Annotated in this window: 20 protein-coding genes; 6 read left to right on the forward strand and 14 right to left on the reverse strand. The window is 62.7% G+C overall.

Features of this window, described 5'->3' with window-relative positions; all coding sequences use genetic code 11:
- Positions 1 to 23: 23 nt before the first annotated feature.
- The 4 genes from R3C13_RS00385 to R3C13_RS00400 all read right to left on the reverse strand — a co-directional run bounded on the left by R3C13_RS00385 (position 24) and on the right by R3C13_RS00400 (position 3,333).
- Positions 24 to 716 (reverse strand): hypothetical protein, encoded by a 693-nt coding sequence (locus tag R3C13_RS00385; protein WP_371308804.1) that lies wholly within the window; start codon positions 714 to 716, stop codon positions 24 to 26.
- A 142-nt stretch (positions 717 to 858) separates the two neighbouring features.
- Positions 859 to 1,353: a MarR family winged helix-turn-helix transcriptional regulator gene (locus tag R3C13_RS00390; RefSeq protein WP_371308805.1), complete on the reverse strand. Its 495-nt coding sequence runs from the start codon at positions 1,351 to 1,353 to the stop codon at positions 859 to 861.
- A gap of 152 nt (positions 1,354 to 1,505) precedes the next feature.
- Complete coding sequence (locus R3C13_RS00395; protein WP_371308806.1) at positions 1,506 to 2,252, reverse strand: DUF805 domain-containing protein; 747 nt, start codon at positions 2,250 to 2,252, stop codon at positions 1,506 to 1,508.
- Positions 2,253 to 2,271: 19 nt separating this feature from the next.
- Positions 2,272 to 3,333 (reverse strand): enoyl-CoA hydratase/isomerase family protein, encoded by a 1,062-nt coding sequence (locus R3C13_RS00400; protein ID WP_371308807.1) that lies wholly within the window; start codon positions 3,331 to 3,333, stop codon positions 2,272 to 2,274.
- 98 nt (positions 3,334 to 3,431) lie between these two features.
- Between R3C13_RS00400 and R3C13_RS00405 the strand changes: the two genes are divergently transcribed.
- Positions 3,432 to 3,698 (forward strand): hypothetical protein, encoded by a 267-nt coding sequence (locus R3C13_RS00405; RefSeq protein WP_371308808.1) that lies wholly within the window; start codon positions 3,432 to 3,434, stop codon positions 3,696 to 3,698.
- A gap of 10 nt (positions 3,699 to 3,708) precedes the next feature.
- On the opposite strand, the gene R3C13_RS00410 is transcribed toward R3C13_RS00405, so the two are convergent.
- From R3C13_RS00410 to R3C13_RS00430, 5 genes are all read right to left on the reverse strand, one after another.
- Entirely contained in the window at positions 3,709 to 4,548 is an 840-nt protein-coding gene (locus R3C13_RS00410; RefSeq protein WP_371308809.1) for a TauD/TfdA dioxygenase family protein, read from the reverse strand.
- Between the two features lie 83 nt (positions 4,549 to 4,631).
- Complete coding sequence (locus R3C13_RS00415) at positions 4,632 to 6,287, reverse strand: acyl-CoA dehydrogenase family protein (protein WP_371308810.1); 1,656 nt, start codon at positions 6,285 to 6,287, stop codon at positions 4,632 to 4,634.
- A gap of 74 nt (positions 6,288 to 6,361) precedes the next feature.
- Entirely contained in the window at positions 6,362 to 8,851 is a 2,490-nt protein-coding gene (locus R3C13_RS00420) for a zinc-dependent metalloprotease (protein WP_371308811.1), read from the reverse strand.
- Between the two features lie 73 nt (positions 8,852 to 8,924).
- A complete protein-coding gene (locus R3C13_RS00425) occupies positions 8,925 to 9,311 on the reverse strand; it encodes a hypothetical protein (RefSeq protein ID WP_371308812.1) in 387 nt (128 codons plus the stop codon).
- A gap of 235 nt (positions 9,312 to 9,546) precedes the next feature.
- On the reverse strand, positions 9,547 to 10,686 hold the full coding sequence (locus R3C13_RS00430) for an acyl-CoA dehydrogenase family protein (protein WP_371308813.1): 1,140 nt from the start codon (positions 10,684 to 10,686) through the stop codon (positions 9,547 to 9,549).
- A 66-nt stretch (positions 10,687 to 10,752) separates the two neighbouring features.
- Between R3C13_RS00430 and R3C13_RS00435 the strand changes: the two genes are divergently transcribed.
- Genes R3C13_RS00435 through R3C13_RS00445 form a run of 3 tightly spaced genes read left to right on the forward strand, consistent with a single transcriptional unit; the run spans position 10,753 to position 13,139 of the window.
- Complete coding sequence (locus R3C13_RS00435) at positions 10,753 to 11,289, forward strand: GNAT family N-acetyltransferase (protein WP_371308814.1); 537 nt, start codon at positions 10,753 to 10,755, stop codon at positions 11,287 to 11,289.
- Between the two features lie 30 nt (positions 11,290 to 11,319).
- Entirely contained in the window at positions 11,320 to 12,318 is a 999-nt protein-coding gene (hemB, locus tag R3C13_RS00440) for a porphobilinogen synthase (protein ID WP_371308815.1), read from the forward strand.
- 2 nt (positions 12,319 to 12,320) lie between these two features.
- Positions 12,321 to 13,139 (forward strand): HNH endonuclease signature motif containing protein, encoded by an 819-nt coding sequence (locus R3C13_RS00445; RefSeq protein ID WP_371308816.1) that lies wholly within the window; start codon positions 12,321 to 12,323, stop codon positions 13,137 to 13,139.
- Positions 13,140 to 13,144: 5 nt separating this feature from the next.
- On the opposite strand, the gene R3C13_RS00450 is transcribed toward R3C13_RS00445, so the two are convergent.
- A complete protein-coding gene (locus R3C13_RS00450) occupies positions 13,145 to 13,747 on the reverse strand; it encodes a TetR/AcrR family transcriptional regulator (protein WP_371308817.1) in 603 nt (200 codons plus the stop codon).
- A 69-nt stretch (positions 13,748 to 13,816) separates the two neighbouring features.
- Between R3C13_RS00450 and R3C13_RS00455 the strand changes: the two genes are divergently transcribed.
- Together R3C13_RS00455 and R3C13_RS00460 are read left to right on the forward strand one after the other, a co-directional pair.
- Positions 13,817 to 14,677 (forward strand): metal-dependent hydrolase, encoded by an 861-nt coding sequence (locus R3C13_RS00455; RefSeq protein WP_371308818.1) that lies wholly within the window; start codon positions 13,817 to 13,819, stop codon positions 14,675 to 14,677.
- Positions 14,678 to 14,795: 118 nt separating this feature from the next.
- Complete coding sequence (locus R3C13_RS00460; RefSeq protein ID WP_371308819.1) at positions 14,796 to 15,152, forward strand: hypothetical protein; 357 nt, start codon at positions 14,796 to 14,798, stop codon at positions 15,150 to 15,152.
- 63 nt (positions 15,153 to 15,215) lie between these two features.
- Here R3C13_RS00460 and R3C13_RS00465 read toward each other — a convergent pair whose 3' ends face one another.
- The 4 genes from R3C13_RS00465 to R3C13_RS00480 form a co-directional block, all read right to left on the reverse strand.
- Positions 15,216 to 15,653: a peptidylprolyl isomerase gene (locus tag R3C13_RS00465; RefSeq protein WP_371308820.1), complete on the reverse strand. Its 438-nt coding sequence runs from the start codon at positions 15,651 to 15,653 to the stop codon at positions 15,216 to 15,218.
- 143 nt (positions 15,654 to 15,796) lie between these two features.
- Positions 15,797 to 16,327 (reverse strand): GNAT family N-acetyltransferase, encoded by a 531-nt coding sequence (locus R3C13_RS00470; RefSeq protein WP_371308821.1) that lies wholly within the window; start codon positions 16,325 to 16,327, stop codon positions 15,797 to 15,799.
- Positions 16,328 to 16,333: 6 nt separating this feature from the next.
- Complete coding sequence (locus R3C13_RS00475; RefSeq protein ID WP_371308822.1) at positions 16,334 to 16,774, reverse strand: DUF1801 domain-containing protein; 441 nt, start codon at positions 16,772 to 16,774, stop codon at positions 16,334 to 16,336.
- A 20-nt stretch (positions 16,775 to 16,794) separates the two neighbouring features.
- Complete coding sequence (locus tag R3C13_RS00480; protein WP_371308823.1) at positions 16,795 to 17,727, reverse strand: TIGR00341 family protein; 933 nt, start codon at positions 17,725 to 17,727, stop codon at positions 16,795 to 16,797.
- Between the last annotated feature and the right edge of the window lie 35 nt (positions 17,728 to 17,762).

The raw sequence follows: 17,762 nt of genomic DNA on the forward strand, positions 1-17,762 counted from the left end.
CCTGATGCATTTCAGGAACAGGTTTATTTTCGCACGGTGATGCCAGCCAGCACGGCGTGTTCCTTGAACTCGCCGCCCAGCTCGTGGCGATAGCCGATCGAGAGGTCGAAGGCGCGGAAGTGGTATCCGTACTGCGTGTCGATCTTCACCGAGTCGGCGGTGTAGTTTCCGTTTTCGATCCAGAGCTGCTGCATGGTGAAAAAGCGCCGGCCGATATCCGTGCCGAAGCCGAGGTCAAGCCGCTGGCGCGTGCAGCCATCATCATGTGAGATCGCAGCGACATCGGCGAAGATATAGTACGGCCGCCCCTTGTTGAGCCCGCTGCGCCCGGCGGACAGGCGCGCTTCGCCACCCCAGCCATTGCATCCGCGCAGGCCGGCAAGGGCACTGCCGTTGAGCGCTGCCAGCTCCGCCCCGATCGACCAGCCGGACGCACCGGACCACAGCTCCCTGCGCAGCCCGACGCGATAGGACTCCCGGTCGCCACTGCTTTCTCCATCATAGCGAACGGCCTCAAGCTTGCCGCTGAGCGACCAGCGCGACCTTGCTCCGTACTCGGCATAAAGATCGCCGCGCCAGCCATCCGCCTGGTTGAGGCGTTCGGCGGATACCAGCGAGCGGACATAGATGTGCCCCGGCGGCTGCGCCCATGGCCCGGCTTGCGCCGTGCCGGCTGCGCTCGCGCCCGCCAGAATGAATATCCAGATGCCCCTCATGTCCCGCAACCTAGCGGCGGAGTCATGATCGCGGAAGCGGGAAAATTCGAGACGCGCCCCAAATCCCGAAACAAAAAAAAGCCCCCGCCGAAGTGGCGGGGGGCTCCCAGGAGGTTTCGATATTTTTTGTTTCTGTCCGCTCTTAGAGGCGGAACCGGATCTGGTCGGACCAGAAGCGCTCAAGGCGCGAAATGGTCTTGTTGAGCTGCGACAGGTCGTCCGGGCGAACGCTGGCAGTCGGCTCGAGGGCGGTCGCCTGCTTTTCGAACAGCTTGGCAACGCGGTTGCGGACCTTCTTGCCACGCTCGGTCAGGCGCAGGGTCACGGTGCGCTTGTCGTCTTCCGAACGCGTCTGGGTAAGGTAACCACCTTCCTGCAGCTTCTTGACGTTGTACGACAGGCTGGTTCCGGCAAAGGCGCCGCGGGCACGCAGCACGGAAGCCGGGGCTTCGTCTTCTCCAATCTCATAGAGCAGCAGTGCCTGAACACCCGTCAGGGACCGCTCGCCACCGCGCTCAAGGTCATCTTTCACGACGTCATGAAGACGGCGATGGGCCTGTTCAAGAAGGGAGAGCGACTGAAGGAAAGACTCACCCACGCTCAGTTCTGCAGTTTCCTGCATTTCAGCAATCATCATTTTCACCACCACTCAACTTTCGTTGTAGTTTGAATAGAACTACACGAGCAGTACTAATAAACTGATAAGCATGATGGCGCTTGCAAGTATCTTCGTTAATATTCGAAGGAATACATTTACCGTTACTTTCACGTAACGAATTTACTTTCGATTCACGAAAAGACGGCGGCAGAGTCTTCCGGCTGGTCGTATTTCGGGCTGGGGCCGTGTTCGTTCGCCTCGGGCTTGCTGTCCATCAGTGTAAAGATGAAGATGATCCCCGTGCCCAGGAACGGGATGAAAAAGTCGCCCAGCTTGGCAAGGTACACCCAGCCGCTCATGTTCAGGTCGTGCAGGCGCCGCACGACAATGGCGATATTCGGAAGGACGGTGCCAAGATGCCAGAGGACGGACAGGAAGAACAACCAGAACGGTTCGCCGCCTGACGGCGTCGTTATCCCGAGGATGATTACATCGAGCACGGCGGCCAGTACGGTGCCGATCCACCAGAACATGGTGTAGCCCCAGTATTCCGCCCGGCGCGCGCGGCCGGTGAACCTGACATATTTCGTGGTCAGCCCTTCCAGGAAGTACGTCCACAGGCTGCCCGCGGGCACTTCCACGGCCGATGCTGCGCCATAAGCGGCCGAGGGCTGTAGCGGCGGGCGGATCGTCTGCGGGCTGACCGGCCGCACGGGAATGCCGGCCGGCGCAGGCATGGGCGGCGCTTCAGGCGGCACGGCATCGACGTGGATGTCGCGCGCCTCATCGCCGAGGCCGATAAAGTCCACCTGCTGGCCGACCACGGGCACGGCGCCGTGGCGCACCTGGTTGAGGCCGAACAGGTATATCTTGCCGTCCGTCCCACGGATCTCGCCTGCATCGCCCGCAAGAACCGCCCGCACAACTATGCCCTTCATGCCCTCACCCCCGAAGCCTTCAGTCGAATGTCAGGTCTTTATCGCCCAAAGGTTCAAAATATTTCGTGACCATGTCTTCCGTCACGTCTTCCAGCGTCGACGGCGACCAGGCGGGCGCATTGTCCTTGTCCACGATCACCGCGCGCACGCCTTCCTGGAAGTCATGGCTCTGCACCTTGCGCCAACCGATGCGAAACTCCATCTGCATGTTCTCGCGGAACGTGCGCAGCTTGCGTCCTTCGCGTAGCTGTCTCAGGGCCACCTTGATGGTTTCCGGCGATTTCGTGCGCAGCGTCTCAACCTGTTTCAGCGCCCATTCACTGCCATCGGCTTCCAGGGCCGCGACGATTTCTTCCGCTGTGTCGAATACGAAGCAGGCATTGATGATCGCCCGGTGCGCCTCGAAACTGCCGGCCGGAATCGAATGCGTCAGCGAGCGGAGGATTTCATTCAGCATCTCCGCCGCACTAATGGAGAAGTCCGCTGACTGGATCTGCTTGACGAGGTTGGGCACGAGTTCCGAGGGCAGGAAATGCGTCGCCACGCGCGCGGCGGCAACATCGACGCCCTTCAGCCTGTCGCCGGTCATGGCGAGCCAGGTGCCGAGTTCTCCGCTGAGCCGCGGCAGGAACCAGCCGCCGCCGACATCCGGAAAGAGGCCGATGCCGGTTTCCGGCATGGCGAACAAGGTGCGCTCGGTCGCAACCCGGTGCGATCCGTGAACGGAAAGGCCGACGCCGCCGCCCATGGTAACACCATCCATGATGGCAAGAACCGGCTTGGGGAATTCATCCAGCGCGACATTCATCCGGTATTCGGTGGCGAAGAACTGGCGCGCCTCACTGGCGTCGCCCGCGCCGCTGGTCGCCAGCATGCGGATGTCGCCCCCCGCGCAGAATCCGCGCGTGCCGGCTTCGTGGTCGATCATGGCGAGGTAGACGTTCGCGTCGCCCGCCCATGCGCCCAGCGCCTCCAGGATCGCGGCACACATCGGCGTGTTCAGCGCATGCAGCGCGGACGGCCGTGTCAGCGTGATACGGCCGACGCCACCTTCGACCCGGATCGATACATCGTCTGTCATCAAAGCCCCTTGAATCTCTCAAATTTCATCTTTTGCGCCCGGCGCCTGTTAATCTGATTCTGGCATGTTGAAGCCGGCAGGGAAAGCGGGAGGGCACCATGAGCAAGCCACAGCCGGTCAAACTCATGAATCGTCGCGGAGGCCGCCGGCCAACGGAAGACGCCGTGGGCCGGATCAAGCTGGGCTGGTTCAAATCGGTCGACTGCGACATCCGAGACGTGTCGCCGGGCGGCGCGCGGCTCGTCATTCCGGAAGGCGTGGAGCTGCCGGAACAATTCATCATGAAGACAGAGCTGTTCAAGACGCCGAAGGTCTGCTTCCGCCGCTGGGAATATGGCGGCGAGATCGGCGTCGAGTTTATCTGAGCTTTCGCACTCAGTTCAGCGCACAGCCTTCCAGCGTGATGCGGTGCATGATGCGGCGCTGACCGTGATAGTCGTTCAGGGCCCAGTGCCAGGTGGAGCGATTGTCCCAGAACGCCACCGATCCCGGCCGCCACTGGAAGCGGTAGGCGAACTCCCTGGACATCGCGTGAGCATAGAGCCGCGAGAGCAGGTCTTTCGATTGCTCGTCCGTCCTGCCAACAACCTTGACGGTGAAGGCCGGGTTCACATACAGCGCTTTCTTCCCGCTCAGGGGATGCGTGATCACGAGAGGATGCGTCACGTCGGCCAGGACATCTGCCGCCGACGTATTGCCGATCCGGTTTCCGCCAGCGTCAGTCGTATTGTAGTAGGTGCCCGCACCGGAGCCGAAGATGTGCTTTGCGGAGTGCACCGCGCTCAGCCCCTCGATCTCTTTCTTCGTGGCATCATCCAGCGTTTCATAGGCGCGGTACATGGACGCGAACATCGTATCGCCGCCACTCTCCGGCAGTTCCCGCGCGACCAGTATGGACCCCATCGCCGGCTCGACATCATAGGAATGGTCCGTGTGCCAACCGCCTCCGATATTGTCCTTCTGTTCTTTCTCCTTCGCAACGAGTGCGATCTGGGGATGGTCCGGATGCGCCGCGAAAAAGCGGTTCACATTGATCGGCGCCCAGCGTTCGGCAAAGGCGATGTGATCCGCTTCGGATAAATCCTGATCGCGGAAGAAGATGACGCCATGATCGGCATAGGCCTGGCGGATGGTCGCAAACTCATCCGCCGACAGGTGTTTCAGGTCGACGCCGGTGATTTCGGCACCGACGCCGGGCAATGTCTCGATATGCATCTGGCGTTCCTCCGCATGCCGGCTGTGGCCGGTCTTGTTGGCGCCATCCTAGCCGGTTTGCCGGCTGCCGGAAATGCCTGCCCTTACGCGACCGGCATCGCCCGCTGGACCAGCCGCGCCTGGTCCACGTCTTTCGCAACGTCGCCATAAAGCAGGCCGTTGCGGTCCGGGTCGAGGCGCTGGGCGCAGAAAGCCTCGAACACGAAGTCGGGGGCGTAGGCATGCAGCGCCGCACCTTGCAGCGCGAGCGCGGCATCGCGGGCAAAGCCGCGCGCCGTGCCTTCATGCAGATGGCCTGGCGTGAAATACGCCATCAGGCGGCCCAGATGCCTGTCATAGGCGGCGTGGCGGCCAAGCGGCTTCCTGAGTTCCGCCTGCACGGCTTCAAGACTGTCCGGCTCGCGGGAAAGCGCGCGTAGCACATCGAGCGCGATGACGTTTCCGCTGCCTTCCCAGATCGCGTTCAGCGGCGACTGGCGGAAGAGGCGCGGCATCGGCCCTTCCTCCACATAGCCTGCCCCTCCATGACATTCGAGCGCTTCATAGACGAAGCCCGGCTGGCGCTTGCAGATCCAGTATTTGGCGAGCGGCGTCGCCAGCCGCATGAAGGCAGCTTCGTCCTCGTCGTGTGCACCCTTGTCGAGGCTCGCCCCGACGCGCATGGCGAGCGCTGTGGCCGCCTCGCTCTCGATGACGAGGTCGGCGAGCACCGCGCGCATGGCAGGCTGGTCCACCAGCGTTTTCTGGAAGGCCCGCCGCTGGGACGTGTGCCAGAGCGCCTGCACCAGCGCGGCGCGCATGCCGCCGGTCGAGCCGAGAATGCAGTCGTATCGCGTATGCTGCACCATATCGATGATGGTACGCACGCCGCGGCCTTCTTCACCGACCCGCTCGGCCCACGCGCCGTGATATTCGATCTCGGACGAGGCGTTGGACTTGTCGCCCATCTTGTCCTTGAGGCGCATGATGTGGATGCCGTTGCGTGTGCCGTCCGGCCGCCAGCGCGGCACGAGAAAGCAGGTCAGCCCTTCGTCCGTATACGCCAGCGTGAGGAAGGCGTCAGACATCGGCGCCGAGCAGAACCATTTGTGCCCGGTCAGGATATATGCGCCCTGCCCGTCCGGCACGGCGCGGGTCGTGTTGGCGCGGACATCGCTGCCACCCTGTTTCTCGGTCATCGCCATGCCGAGCGTGGCGCCTTTCTTCTGGTGCGCCAGCAGGAAGCGGCCGTCATAGGTCGAAGCCTTCACGCGCGGCACCCACGCCGCTGCGACATCCGGCTCAGCCGCCAAGGCCGGCACGCAGGCATAGGTCATCGACATCGGGCACGTTACGCCGGGATCCGCCTGGCTCATCAGGATCATCATCGCGCCGTGCAGCACGTGGCCCGCCTCATCCGCATTCCACGCCCCGGCCGCAATGCCATGGTCGAGCCCCAGCGACATGAGATTGTGATAGGCCGGATGGAATTCCACCTCATCGAGCCGGTGGCCGAAGCGGTCAAAACTCTTCAGTTTCGGCAGCGTGTCCTGCGCCTGGCGCGACCAGTCATAGGTTTCGACGGCACCGCACTTCTTTCCGAAGTCGGAGAGATGCGGCGCATGAACCGCGCCGCCCGCCGCAGCCACCGCGCCTTTCAGCGCCTTGTCGGTCGCGAACAGGTCCACGTCCCCGAATGGCTGCGGCTGGTTCGAGACGGTATGCGTCTCAAGCTCCGATTGCGGTGAATAGTGCTGCATGGCGTTGGCCCTCCGCCGAATTTGGCATCACCATACGGCGAGACACCGACATCGGGAAAGGGCATCCCCCAGCGTCAGCGGTCAAACGCCACGTCGCAGAACCAGCAATCCTCGCCCGCCCCGGCGCCGATCGGGCTGCCGGGCGGGGTCTCCATTTCCTCATGCTGCGGCGCCGCCGCCGGCGCCGGGCGGGCAAGGTGCGCCTCGATCCGGCGCTTGAGATCCGACCAGAGCGACAATTCGTTCAGTTCCCGTCCGCGCGGCTTCAGGCGTTCCGGCAGGCCTTCGAGATAATAATCGACCCGCCCGCGCACATCCGGCGATGCGTCCGGATTTTCCGCAAGGGCGATCAGCGCCGAGACGAACCGCCCTTTCAGGCGTCTCTGGATGGCCTGCTGGCGCTGGGTCGGCGGCCGTTCCGACAGCTTGCCTTCCGTCCCCCACATAAGCTCGTCGAACTCCATGGCGTTTTCGTCGCGGCGGCGCGTCTCGATCAGGCGCGCCGCCCGGTCCGGATCGAACAGCGCCGCGAAGGTAATGCTGGCTGCGGTATCGGCGGCCGAAAGCAGATCGAACATCGCGCCGGTGTCGCCGTCCAGATATTCCCCGCCACCGCTTCCGAAGAAAGAGGCCAGCGGCGGATTGAGCAGCGACAGCGTCTCGTTCGAAAGGTCGAGCGCAGCAGGGTCAAGCGTTTCCTGTAGCGCCCGGAACGCCTCGCGCTGGCGGGCAGACGGCACAGCACGGGCCACGTCGCCACCATCGCCGGAACGGGAATAGTAGAATTCATACCCGCCAATGGATTTCGCGGCCGCATCCACCTGGTAGCGATGAAAGAGATAGACCGGCACGATGACCGAACGCAGGCGGGACGTGTTATCGCCGGGGCGGATGGCGTCCATGCCAAACCGCTCCAGCGCGACCTTGCGCACGTTCATCGCTTCGCGCAGCGCTGCGATGGGGTCAGCCCCATTGTCCCAGACGGCACCATAGGGATGGCCGGTGCTGACGCCGCGCGCCTCGGCATCGTCGACAAACCGCAGGCCGCTGGCATAGGCTTTGCGCAGCACGGCGTCGCCTGACGCGGATTCGTCTACCCCATCCGGATACTGAGCATAAAGCCAGGTCGCGGCGACCTTGTCCCAGGCCCCGATGCCGACGCCATACGCATCAGAAAAGTCGAGCGTGCCGTCATCCGCCACATGGATATAGGGCGCCGGATAATCCATCACCGAAGCGCGGTCATTGGTGGAGGCGGCGAAATTGTGGGCAAAGCCGAGCGTGTGGCCGACTTCATGCGCGGCCAGCTGGCGGATGCGCGCGAGCGAGACTTCCACCGGATCGTCCGCAGCGCCCGTGCCGGTCTTCGACGTGCCGGCGAGGCCCTCGAAGATCATCCGGTCCTGCCGCACGCGCTGGCTGCCGAGGATGACATTCGCCTTCAGCATTTCGCCCGTGCGCGGATCGAATACGCCACCGCCATACGACCAGCCGCGCGTCTGCCGGTGCGTCCACTGAATGACATTGTAGCGCACGTCCAGCGGATGCGCGCCCTCGGGCAGGACTTCGACGCGATAGGAGTCAGGAAACCCTGCCGCCGCGAAAGCATCGGCCCACCACGACGCGCCTTCGATCAGGGCATCGCGGATTTCCGGCGGCGCACCCGAGTCGACATAGAAGACGAGCGGTTTCTTCGCAGGGCTGAACGCCGCGGACGGATCCTGCTTCTCCAGCCGGAAACGCCGCGCCACCGCCTGCTGAACCTGCCCGCCAAGCGGGGCGGAGAAATCGTAGAACGGCACGTCAATCGTGCCGCTGCGCGGATCGAAGGCGCGCGGCGTGTAGCCATCATCCGGCAGGCGCACCAGCGAGATGTGCTGCACCAGTGTGAACGCGCGCCCCTCGGCGGCGGTCATGCGTACTTCGCGCTTCGGCTCGTCGCTGGTCAGCGTGAGGAAGGCGTCGAACTCGACATTGTCCGGGAAGGCAAGCGCGGCGGAAGCGTCCGGCATGGTGCGGTCGTCCGCGAGCGAGAAATTCCCGCCCTGCGGATTGCCCCGCAGCGCCGCGCGGACATCCAGCGCATCGCGCGTCAGGAATCCGGAGAGGTCGACCAGCAGATTGCCCTCAGCATTCTCGGCGATGACATCGCCCGCCCAGAGGAAAGACCGCGCAAAGGATTCACGCACGGCCTTCCGCTCCAGCGGATTGTCGGCGCTGGCGCGATAAGTCCAGTTCTCCTGCTCCGCGATCAGCTTGCCGCCGATGCGCCGGAACGCGATGATCGAGCCGCCATCGAACAGGCCCCGGTCGAGCCCGATGGGGTTGGAGCCGAGGCCGGCGGTGAGACCCGCCGCAGCGATCGCGCGCAGCGACAGGCCGTCTTCATCCGGCTTCGGAAAGGCCGCGAGAATGCGGGCCGTCTTCGCGTCGGCATAGAATGGCAGGAAGCCTTCGCTGCGGGTCAGGCCATCGGTCGCGCTGGCCCAGTCATCTTCCGCCATGGCCGGCCCGCTCCAGGCCAGCGCCAGCACCGCAACAATCAGTCCCGCAAACCACCGCATCCGCACACTCCCGCATTGCTGCGGGCACGCTGCCGCATCCGGCCAGCGGATTCAATTGGTTTTGGTGCCCGGTTCAGCCGCTGCAGGTGTTGGTGCTGCGCTGGACGCCGATCTGTTTCACCTTGCCGCTGGCATTGTCGACTTCGAAATACATGTTGCTGTAATCGTAGAGGGTGACATCGCCCCGCGTGACGACGCATTTCGGCTTGCCATAGATGGCGCGGGCATAAATCTGCTCTGAGCCGGTTCCGACACCATCCAATGTGCGGAAGCGAGGATCGCGCGCGATGATCCAGTAGACCTTCTCATCCGCCGCCACCATTAGGCCGGGGAAATAATAGGTCGTCGCCCGCGTATCCGGAATCGGGATCGTCTTCGTCGGTGCGCCGTTCATCGCGAGAAGCGCTGACAGCGACATGCCGATCTCGACATTGCCGACCCGTTCGCCGGGGATGATCATGTTGTCATTATGGTTGGGCGGCGTACTGGCACAGGCGCCGGATGCCAGGATTGTTGCGGTAGCAAGAATTGCGCGGACCACCTTCATTGCGGATCCCCTCGTGGCGTTTCGTGGACACTGCACTGTCGGTCAGATCAGCGCATCCCCAGCCACAGCGAGGAAACTACGGCAAAAAACCGTCTTTGCACCAGCAGCGGGGCACAATTTTTTGTAATGTGCAGTGGCGGCCTGAGGCTCAGCCCTTCAGCAAATCCCGGCTGATGATCACGCGCATGATCTCGTTCGTGCCTTCGAGGATCTGGTGGACCCTCAGGTCACGGACGATCCGCTCAACGCCATAATCGGCAAGATAGCCGTAGCCGCCATGAATCTGCAGGGCGTCATTGGCCACCTTGAAGGCCGTATCCGTGACAAAGCGCTTCGCCATCGCGCACCAGCGCGTCGCATCCGGCGTCTTGCCGTCCAGCCGGCCGGCGGCCTCGTACAGCATCACGCGGGCGGCCTGCAGCTCGGTCTCCATGTCGGCGATCTTGAACTGGGTTGCCTGGAAGTCTGCTATGGACTTGCCGAATTGCTGGCGTTCCTTCGCATAGGCGATTGCCTTGTCGAGCGCGAGCTGGGCCCCGCCAAGGGCGCAGGCGGCGATGTTGAGCCGTCCGCCATCAAGGCCGGCCATGGCGAAGCGGAAGCCGTGGCCTTCTTCGCCGACACGGTTCGCGGCTGGCATGCGCACGCCGTCCAGGATGACCTGCGCCGTCGGCTGGCTTTTCCAGCCCATCTTGCGCTCATTCGCGCCAAACGAGAGTCCCGGCGTGTCCTTCGGGATGATGAAGGTGGATACACCCTTCGCGCCATCCTCGGAGGTGCGGGCCATCAGGACGTAGATGTCTGAGGTGCCCGCGCCGGAGATGAACTGCTTGGTGCCGGTGATGACATAGTCGTCGCCATCGCGCACGGCCTTGGTCTTGAGGCTCGCAGCATCGGAGCCCGCGCCCGGCTCGGTCAGGCAATAGGAGGCGATCAGCTCCATCGTGGTGAGCTTCGGCAGCCATTCGGCGCGCTGGGCGTCAGAGCCGAACGAATCGATCATCCAGCTCGCCATGTTGTGGATCGACAGGAAGGCGGCGGTGGACACATCGCCATAGGACAGCTGCTCGAAGATCAGCGCCGCATCAGTCCTGGTAAGACCAGCACCGCCGACATCTTCCTTGACGTAAATACTCGCAAAGCCGAGTTCTGCCGCACTTCTGATCACGTCGACCGGAAAATGGCTGGTTTCATCCCATTTTTCCGAATGCGGCAGCAATTCTTCTTCCGCAAACTTCCGCGCCATGTCGCGGATCATCAATTGTTCATCAGAAAACAAGGCGCTCATAGCCTATCGTCCTCGTAACATCTTACAGGTTGCCACGCCTGATCTACTGAGTAAGCGTTCAAGTCAATGGAACGACCGCCCAACGGATACGCCATATCGCCCGCGATGCTGGACGATATCACTGCGCTGATCGAAGTCGATCTCGCGGCGGGGCAGCTGTTTGCGCCAACAGGCCTGATTGCCAGCGAAGCGCTGGGCGACCATGTACCCCCGGTCGTGTTCGAACAGGCCATTTCAGTCGGTGACGTGCTCAAGGCGCACGTCGCGGATGGCCCGGCCGTCGGGTTCTCGCTGGTGTCCCGCCGCGGTGGCACGCTGTACCTCGATCAGATCAGCGTCCACCCGGACCATGGCCGCAGGGGCCTCGGCGCCGCCCTGATCCATCAGGTGTTCCAGCTCGCCCGCCGGCGCAAGATGCGGCGCGTGACCCTCTCGACCTTCCGGGATGTGCCATGGAACGGGCCATTCTATCGCCGGCTCGGCTTCCGCGAGTTGCAGCGGCGGGAACTTGCCGACTGGATGCTGGACCTCGAACGCGTGCAGGCGGCCAGCCTCGATGTGTCGCAGCGCTGTTTCATGATGCGCAAGATTGGCTGGTTGTAACCGGCCGCATTTTGGCGCACTCACAGGCGCATGACCAAGTTTCCGCAATCCTTCCCCGCCACGCGCATGCGCCGCCTGCGCCAGTCTCCCTGGATCCGCGGCCTGGTGGCCGAGCATGCGCTCACCCCGGCCGATCTCGTCTGGGCCGTCTTCCTGCATGACGGCGAAGGCCGCGTGCCGGTCGGCAGCCTGCCTGGCATCGACCGCCTCAGCGTCAGCGAAGCAGCGAAGGCCGCGAAGCGCGCCGAAAGCCTCGGCATCCCGGCCATCGCGCTGTTCCCCTATATCGGCCCCGAGGGGAAAGACGAGACCGGCTCCGGCGCGCTCGACCCGGACGGGCTGGTGCCGCGCGCGATCAGGGCGATGAAGGATGCCGCCCCCGGCGTCGGCCTCATCACCGATGTCGCGCTCGACGCCTATACCAGCCACGGCCATGACGGCCTGCTCGATCCGGACGGCACCATCCCCAACGACGCGACGACCGAGAAGCTGGTGCAGCAGGCCCTCGTCCATGCCGGTGCAGGCGCAGACATTGTCGCCCCGTCGGACATGATGGACGGGCGCATCGGCGCGATCCGCTCGGCCTTCGAGGAAGAGGGCTTCACGAACATGATGATCCTTGCCTACGCCGCGAAATATGCGAGCGGCTTTTACGGCCCCTATCGCGACGCCATCGGCTCGGCAAAGTCGCTGCAGGGCGACAAGAAGACCTACCAGCAGGACCCCGCCAATGCCGAAGAGGCCCTGCGCGAGGTTGCGCTCGACCTCGCCGAGGGCGCCGACATGGTGATGGTGAAACCGGGTCTTCCGTATCTGGACATTGTGCACCGCGTCTCCTCGACCTTCGGCGTGCCGACGCTCGCCTACCAGGTCTCCGGCGAATACGCCCAGATCATGGCCGCCGCCCAGAACGGCTGGATCGACGGCGACCGCGTAATCATGGAAAGCCTGATGTGCTTCAAACGCGCCGGCGCGAGCGGGATTGTTACGTATTTTGCGGAGAAGGCGGCTGAGGCGTTGAGAGGGTAACCTTGGAGAAAAAGTCCCGCACCCCAATCCCTGATAATGTAAGCGCGCAGATTTTGGTCGAAGCGGACCGCACCTGCTGTGTGTGTCGAGACCCGAGCAAAGCGATCCAGATTCACCATATCGACGAAAATCCCAGCAACAATGCTCCGGAAAATCTGGTGGTTCTATGCTTGGAGCATCATAACGACACGCAGCTCAGAGGTGGCTTCGGTCGTAAACTGAAAGCCGCCGAAATACTAATCTATAAGAAGAATTGGATTGAAACAGTCGTCACCCGACACGCAAAAGCTGAAGAAATTATGGTGCGTGTAATGACGAATACGTTCGCATCAACGGCTATTGGAAGCGAAGTGAAGTCTGATGAGTCATTCAAGTCTTATGGGGCAAAAGATTCCAGAGACTTCGCGAGAAAAATACCAGAAATAATCCGAGCCGCGTTCAAGCTGATCGATCTTGAGTACGACTTCACCACATTCGGCATGGTTAGTGAATCAGAAGCAAAATGTTCGGTGCTCTGTGAAATCTGGCTTCATTTGATGAAGCTGCGCCAACGACCGCATTCACACATCGTAGAGCCATCGTTCGATGAAATACTAAGTCGGTATCGCCAAGTCACCACTGAAGTGGATTACGCACTCGAGTTCCCGGAAGGATTCGAAAATGCTAGTGGCACGATTAAGCACCTAGAGGCTGCAGGTCATCGCTATCGTAGAATGCTACACCTAGTGCAGATTTCAGTTGAGCACGAATTTCGAGACGAGTTCGGAGGCACCGAAGAGACTTTTGCAAACTGGCTTCAAGACTTTCAGAAGTCTTGCTGATTCCCTCACCCCGCCAGCCGCTCGAAATTCGCGAGCAGCATCTGAAGCGTCAGTTCCCTTGCCCGGCGCTCCGGCTTGCCGATCAGGCGGCCCAGTGACGGGCCGAACAGGCCGACGCCCAACGCCAGCGTGACGCTGAGCAGGATCATGTCTTCGGCGAGGTCTTCCGGTACGCCGGCGCTGGCGATCTTCTTCTGCGCCACTTCCTGCACCGCCTCGCGCACGACGGTCAGGCGGCTGGTCTCGTCCGTCAGTTCCAGCCAGGCCGCGAGGCGCGCGGCGCCGGGTGTTTCCAGCGCGTCGAACAGCGTTTTCAGGCCCACGGCGCGGGCCTCCACCGGTGCGTCAGCCGGGATGTCGATGGCCATGAGGCTGTCGACCAGGTCCGCGATCATCCGCTCCATCAGGGCGGTGTGAACGGCGCCGATGGAGCCGAAATGGTGCAGCACCGTCGCATTGGCGACGCCGGCCGCCTTCGCCACGTCCGCCAGCCGCAGGGATTGCGGCCCGTGCTCCAGCAGCAGCGCCTCGGCAGCCGACAGGATATTCGCGCGCGATTCCTCGGGCGAGCGGCGGATTCGGGGTGTTTGTTTATTTCTTATTGACATTTTTGTCAGTAGTATTATCTAACTCTTCTGAAATCGTAACCGTCCAGCTCCCACAAGGCACGAAATCCCATGACAAACAAGCGCACCCCCGAAGACGTCACCATTCTCCCCCGCGATCTCCATTTCGACATGTCCGCTGCAGACAACGGCCCCTGGCTCGATGGCGACCCGGTCGCCACGGCCGTGTTCAATGCCCTGTCGCTGACCTTCCCGGATGGCGAGCGCATGTTCATGGACTCGGTAAAGGCCTACCGGAACGAGGTCTCCGGCAAGCTGGCGCAGGACGTGAAGGACTTTGTCACCCAGGAAGCCATCCATTCGCGCGAACATCACCTGCTGAACAACAAGATCGACCGCCAGAAATACCCGGTGCACGAGATCGAAGCCGCGATCCGCGAAAAGGTTGCCTTCTCCCGCGATGGCGGCCCGTTCCGCATGCTGATCGGCACGATTTGCCTTGAGCATTTCACCGCCATGATGGCCGACCTGATGATGGAGATGCACACCGATTATGGCCGCCTCTTCAGCAAGACGGACCCGGCGCTGGAGCGCCTGTGGCGCTGGCACGCCATGGAAGAGACCGAGCACAAGGCCGTTGCCTATGACGTCTTCCTCGAAGTGACGAAAGACTGGCCGCCGTTCAAGCGCTACTTCCGCCGCAGCCTCTCCATGCTGATCATCACCGGCCACTTCACCCACAACATCGCCGGCTATGCGGTCAAACTGCTCGAGGCCGACGGCTATGAAACGAAAGAGGCCCAGCGCGCGGTCAACGCCTTCCTCTGGAAGAAGCCGTCCCTGTTCGGCAAGGGCTGGAAAATCTGGCTGTCCTGGTTCAAGCCCGGCTTCCATCCGTGGGACCATGACAACCGCGCCGAAATGGCCGCCTGGAAGGAAGACTTCAATCCGGCCCAGGTCGCGGCCGAGTAAGCCACGCTTTCCTGTCGCAATCTTCATCGGGGCCGCTGCGGCGGCCTTGATCCCATCGCATTCCTGACATGTTCGCCGCCTAGCTCTGGCGGCCTCAGCCCCTGTCAGGAGAGCCCCGATGATCCGCACCCTTTGCCTCGGCACTGCTGCCGTGTTCCTCACCGCCGCGCCTGCCATGGCCGAATCCCGTTCCGAGCAGGTCGCGAACTGCATGATCCGCAATTCCTCCGAAGAGGACGTTGCGCAGATGAAGCAGCTGATGCTGCTGGCCCTTCAGGAAAAGAAAAGCGAAGCGACCGGCGTTCTGGGCGGCCTGATGCTGAAGGCCGGCCTCAGCGCCTCCGGCAATTGCGGCGTCACCTATGGCGAGATGGGCACGCCAATGTTCGAATACGCCCTGCGCCTCTACGGCGAACACCTCGGCACAGTCGTCATGGAACGCTCGCTGAGCTTCATGGACCTGCCGATGCAATGAAAAGCGCCGGAGCCTGAGGGCCCCGGCGCTGCTTGATTTTCGGCGTGGCTGTCCGTGCAGTCATCAGGCCGCGGACTGGATCGAGACAAGCTCGATCGCGAAGGTCAGATCCTTGCCGGCCAGCGGATGGTTCGCATCCAGCGTGATCGCCGCCTCGGTGGCCGCGACGATGACGACCGGAATCACTTCACCATTCTGCCCCTGCATCTGAAGGCGGGTGCCGACGTCTGTCGGGATCTCCGGCGGAATCTCCGCACGCGGCACATCCTGGCGCATGCCGGGATTGACCTGGCCATAGGCCTCGTCGCACGGCACGTTGACGGTTTTCTTGTCGCCGACGGCCATGCCGGGAATGGCCGCATCGAGGCCGGGAATGATCTGGCCTGCGCCGACCTGGAAGGCCAGCGGATCGCGGCCCTGTGAGCTGTCGAAGACGGTGCCGTCGTCCAGCGTGCCGGTATAGTGGATGTGTACGGTGTCGCCGTTCTTGACCTCGGTCATAAAAGTTCCAATCGCTTCGGGAGGGTGGATTTCAAGGGCTTCGCCGCAATCGCGGGCGCCCCGGTGGATTCGTCATCAAGGGTACGGCCTCCTGACGATATGTAAACCCGGCCATCCCGGCCAATGACATGTCGGCCCGCCTCTCAGAGCGTCTTGCGCATATGGATGACGGTTTTTGCCAGCCCATTGGCACCGGTCATCGTCTCGCGGTGAAACTCTGTATACCCCTTCGCACGGTAGAGCGCCTCGCCGGCAATGGTGGAGCCGAGTTCGATCGCGCGGAATCCGGCGCCGCGTGCCGCCGCCTCGCCAAGCTCCAGAAGCATCGCGCCAACACCCTGACGCACAAAATCCGGATGCGTGTACATCGCCCGGATGCGCGCCGCATCGATGGCCGGGTCAGACAGGGAATCGTCGCGCCAGCCCGCCTGGTCGCCACCGTACAGCGTGCGCCGCTTGCCCCAGCCGCCACAGCCGGCAATGCGCCCATCCTCCGCAACGATCAGGAAGTACGTGCCGTCACGGATCAGGCTGCGGTCAAGGCCCATCGTCTCGCGCGCTGCGACGATCTCCTCTGCCGACAGAAAGGGCTTCATATTCTCGGAGATGGCTGCCTCCATCACGGCCATGATGGCGGGAATATCCTCGTCCGTGGCGATCCGTGAGCGGAACATGCGCGCCTATTCGTCAAACGTCTCGTAATTCTTGCGCATATAGGCGAGGCCTTCCTCGATGATCTCGCGCAGGACTTCCATGTCGATGTCCGCCAGCTTGTTGACATAGAGGCATGACTTGCCGGTCTTGTATTTGCCGAGACGCGCCAGCTTGTCCTTCATCGAGTCATACTGGTATCCGGGCATCACATAGAAGACGAGGTTCGCCTTGCGCGGCGAGAAACCGGTCAGGAAAAAGTCGCCCTCACGCCCGGTCTCATACTTGTAGTGATAGCGGCCATAACCGATGAGGCTTGGCCCCCACATTTTCGGCTTGAGGCCCGTCACATCGGCAAACCATTTCAGCAGGACTTCCGCATCGCTCCTGCGCACGGGAGGGTCCACTGTCGCGACGAAGGCTTCTGGTGTTTCGCTGGTCGGTTTGGTCTTGTTTTCTGCTTTCGCCATGGCGTCCTCCCTCACCCACTCTAGCCGAGCGAGACCTTCGCCCCAAGATCGAGATAGAGAATCAGGAAAACCGCGACGACCAGGAAGAACGCCGAAAGGGCCGCATTGATCAGTATGGCACGGTCGGCATGCCGCTGCTCGATCCAGTTGCGTGGCCTTATCTTCCTGAGGCGGAAAGCGATCAGCGCCGACAGGATGAGCGCCGCCACGTTGAGGCTCAGCAGGAGACCGGCCCTCAGGGCCAGCGGCCACTCGCCCGCGCCGATGAACAGGCCGACGGCGGCGCCGGGCGGCAACAGCGCCGCGGCGACCATGACGCCGACCAGTGCCGAAGCCTCGCTGCGCGTCAGCGACAGGGCGGCCGCCCCGCCGGCCGCCATGGCGAGCGCGAGCCCATCCAGCCGCACTTCCGCCCGCGACATGAGTTCGTGGCTTTCAAGATCGATCGGCAGAACGAAGGACAGGAGCAGCGAAAAGACGAGTGTCGTGCCGATCCCGGCGGCAAGCGTCAGCGACGCGCGCCGCAGGAGATCGAAGTCGCCCAGCGCCGCCCCCATCGAAAAGCCGAGCACAGGGCCTAGCAGCGGCGCGATCACCATGGCGCCGATCACCGCCGCCACGCCGTCTGAGTTCAGGCCGATGGTTGCCACGATGGTGGAAAGCAGGACCATGATGAAGAAATTCTGGTCGAACTTCGCCCCGGTCACGACGTCGGAATAGATTTCCTCGCGGGTGGCCGTCCCCGGCTGCTGGTCCTCGTCCTTGCGGGCCTGGTCGTCCTCTTCGAGTTTCGGCGCCGTCGCCTCAATCGGCAGCACGCTGATCCGCCATCCGGTATTGCCTTCAAGGGCCGCCTGGACGCTGTCCATAAGCCCCTGTCCGGCACCCTCGCGCACGAAGACCGAGATCAGCTTGCGGTTTTCCAGCTCCGTATCGAGAATATAATAATCCACTGGTTCGGACGCCTTCACCGCCCGCAATACGGCGT

The organism is Hyphomonas sp. (assembly GCF_041398385.1).
Taxonomy (GTDB): domain Bacteria; phylum Pseudomonadota; class Alphaproteobacteria; order Caulobacterales; family Hyphomonadaceae; genus Hyphomonas.

What these genes read in the sequence shown, in the direction of transcription:
- R3C13_RS00410 (WP_371308809.1), bottom strand. Translation starts at nt 4,548, where the DNA reads ATGCATATCGAGACATTGCCCGGCGTCGGTGCCGAAATCACCGGCGTC.
- R3C13_RS00430 (WP_371308813.1), bottom strand. Translation starts at nt 10,686, where the DNA reads ATGAGCGCCTTGTTTTCTGATGAACAATTGATGATCCGCGACATGGCG.
- R3C13_RS00415 (WP_371308810.1), bottom strand. Translation starts at nt 6,287, where the DNA reads ATGCAGCACTATTCACCGCAATCGGAGCTTGAGACGCATACCGTCTCG.
- R3C13_RS00435 (WP_371308814.1), top strand. Translation starts at nt 10,753, where the DNA reads ATGGAACGACCGCCCAACGGATACGCCATATCGCCCGCGATGCTGGAC.
- R3C13_RS00385 (WP_371308804.1), bottom strand. Translation starts at nt 716, where the DNA reads ATGAGGGGCATCTGGATATTCATTCTGGCGGGCGCGAGCGCAGCCGGC.
- hemB (WP_371308815.1), top strand. Translation starts at nt 11,320, where the DNA reads ATGACCAAGTTTCCGCAATCCTTCCCCGCCACGCGCATGCGCCGCCTG.
- R3C13_RS00475 (WP_371308822.1), bottom strand. Translation starts at nt 16,774, where the DNA reads ATGGCGAAAGCAGAAAACAAGACCAAACCGACCAGCGAAACACCAGAA.
- R3C13_RS00405 (WP_371308808.1), top strand. Translation starts at nt 3,432, where the DNA reads ATGAGCAAGCCACAGCCGGTCAAACTCATGAATCGTCGCGGAGGCCGC.
- R3C13_RS00450 (WP_371308817.1), bottom strand. Translation starts at nt 13,747, where the DNA reads ATGTCAATAAGAAATAAACAAACACCCCGAATCCGCCGCTCGCCCGAG.
- R3C13_RS00460 (WP_371308819.1), top strand. Translation starts at nt 14,796, where the DNA reads ATGATCCGCACCCTTTGCCTCGGCACTGCTGCCGTGTTCCTCACCGCC.
- R3C13_RS00390 (WP_371308805.1), bottom strand. Translation starts at nt 1,353, where the DNA reads ATGATGATTGCTGAAATGCAGGAAACTGCAGAACTGAGCGTGGGTGAG.
- R3C13_RS00425 (WP_371308812.1), bottom strand. Translation starts at nt 9,311, where the DNA reads ATGATCATCCCCGGCGAACGGGTCGGCAATGTCGAGATCGGCATGTCG.
- R3C13_RS00400 (WP_371308807.1), bottom strand. Translation starts at nt 3,333, where the DNA reads ATGACAGACGATGTATCGATCCGGGTCGAAGGTGGCGTCGGCCGTATC.
- R3C13_RS00455 (WP_371308818.1), top strand. Translation starts at nt 13,817, where the DNA reads ATGACAAACAAGCGCACCCCCGAAGACGTCACCATTCTCCCCCGCGAT.
- R3C13_RS00465 (WP_371308820.1), bottom strand. Translation starts at nt 15,653, where the DNA reads ATGACCGAGGTCAAGAACGGCGACACCGTACACATCCACTATACCGGC.
- R3C13_RS00470 (WP_371308821.1), bottom strand. Translation starts at nt 16,327, where the DNA reads ATGTTCCGCTCACGGATCGCCACGGACGAGGATATTCCCGCCATCATG.
- R3C13_RS00420 (WP_371308811.1), bottom strand. Translation starts at nt 8,851, where the DNA reads ATGCGGTGGTTTGCGGGACTGATTGTTGCGGTGCTGGCGCTGGCCTGG.
- R3C13_RS00395 (WP_371308806.1), bottom strand. Translation starts at nt 2,252, where the DNA reads ATGAAGGGCATAGTTGTGCGGGCGGTTCTTGCGGGCGATGCAGGCGAG.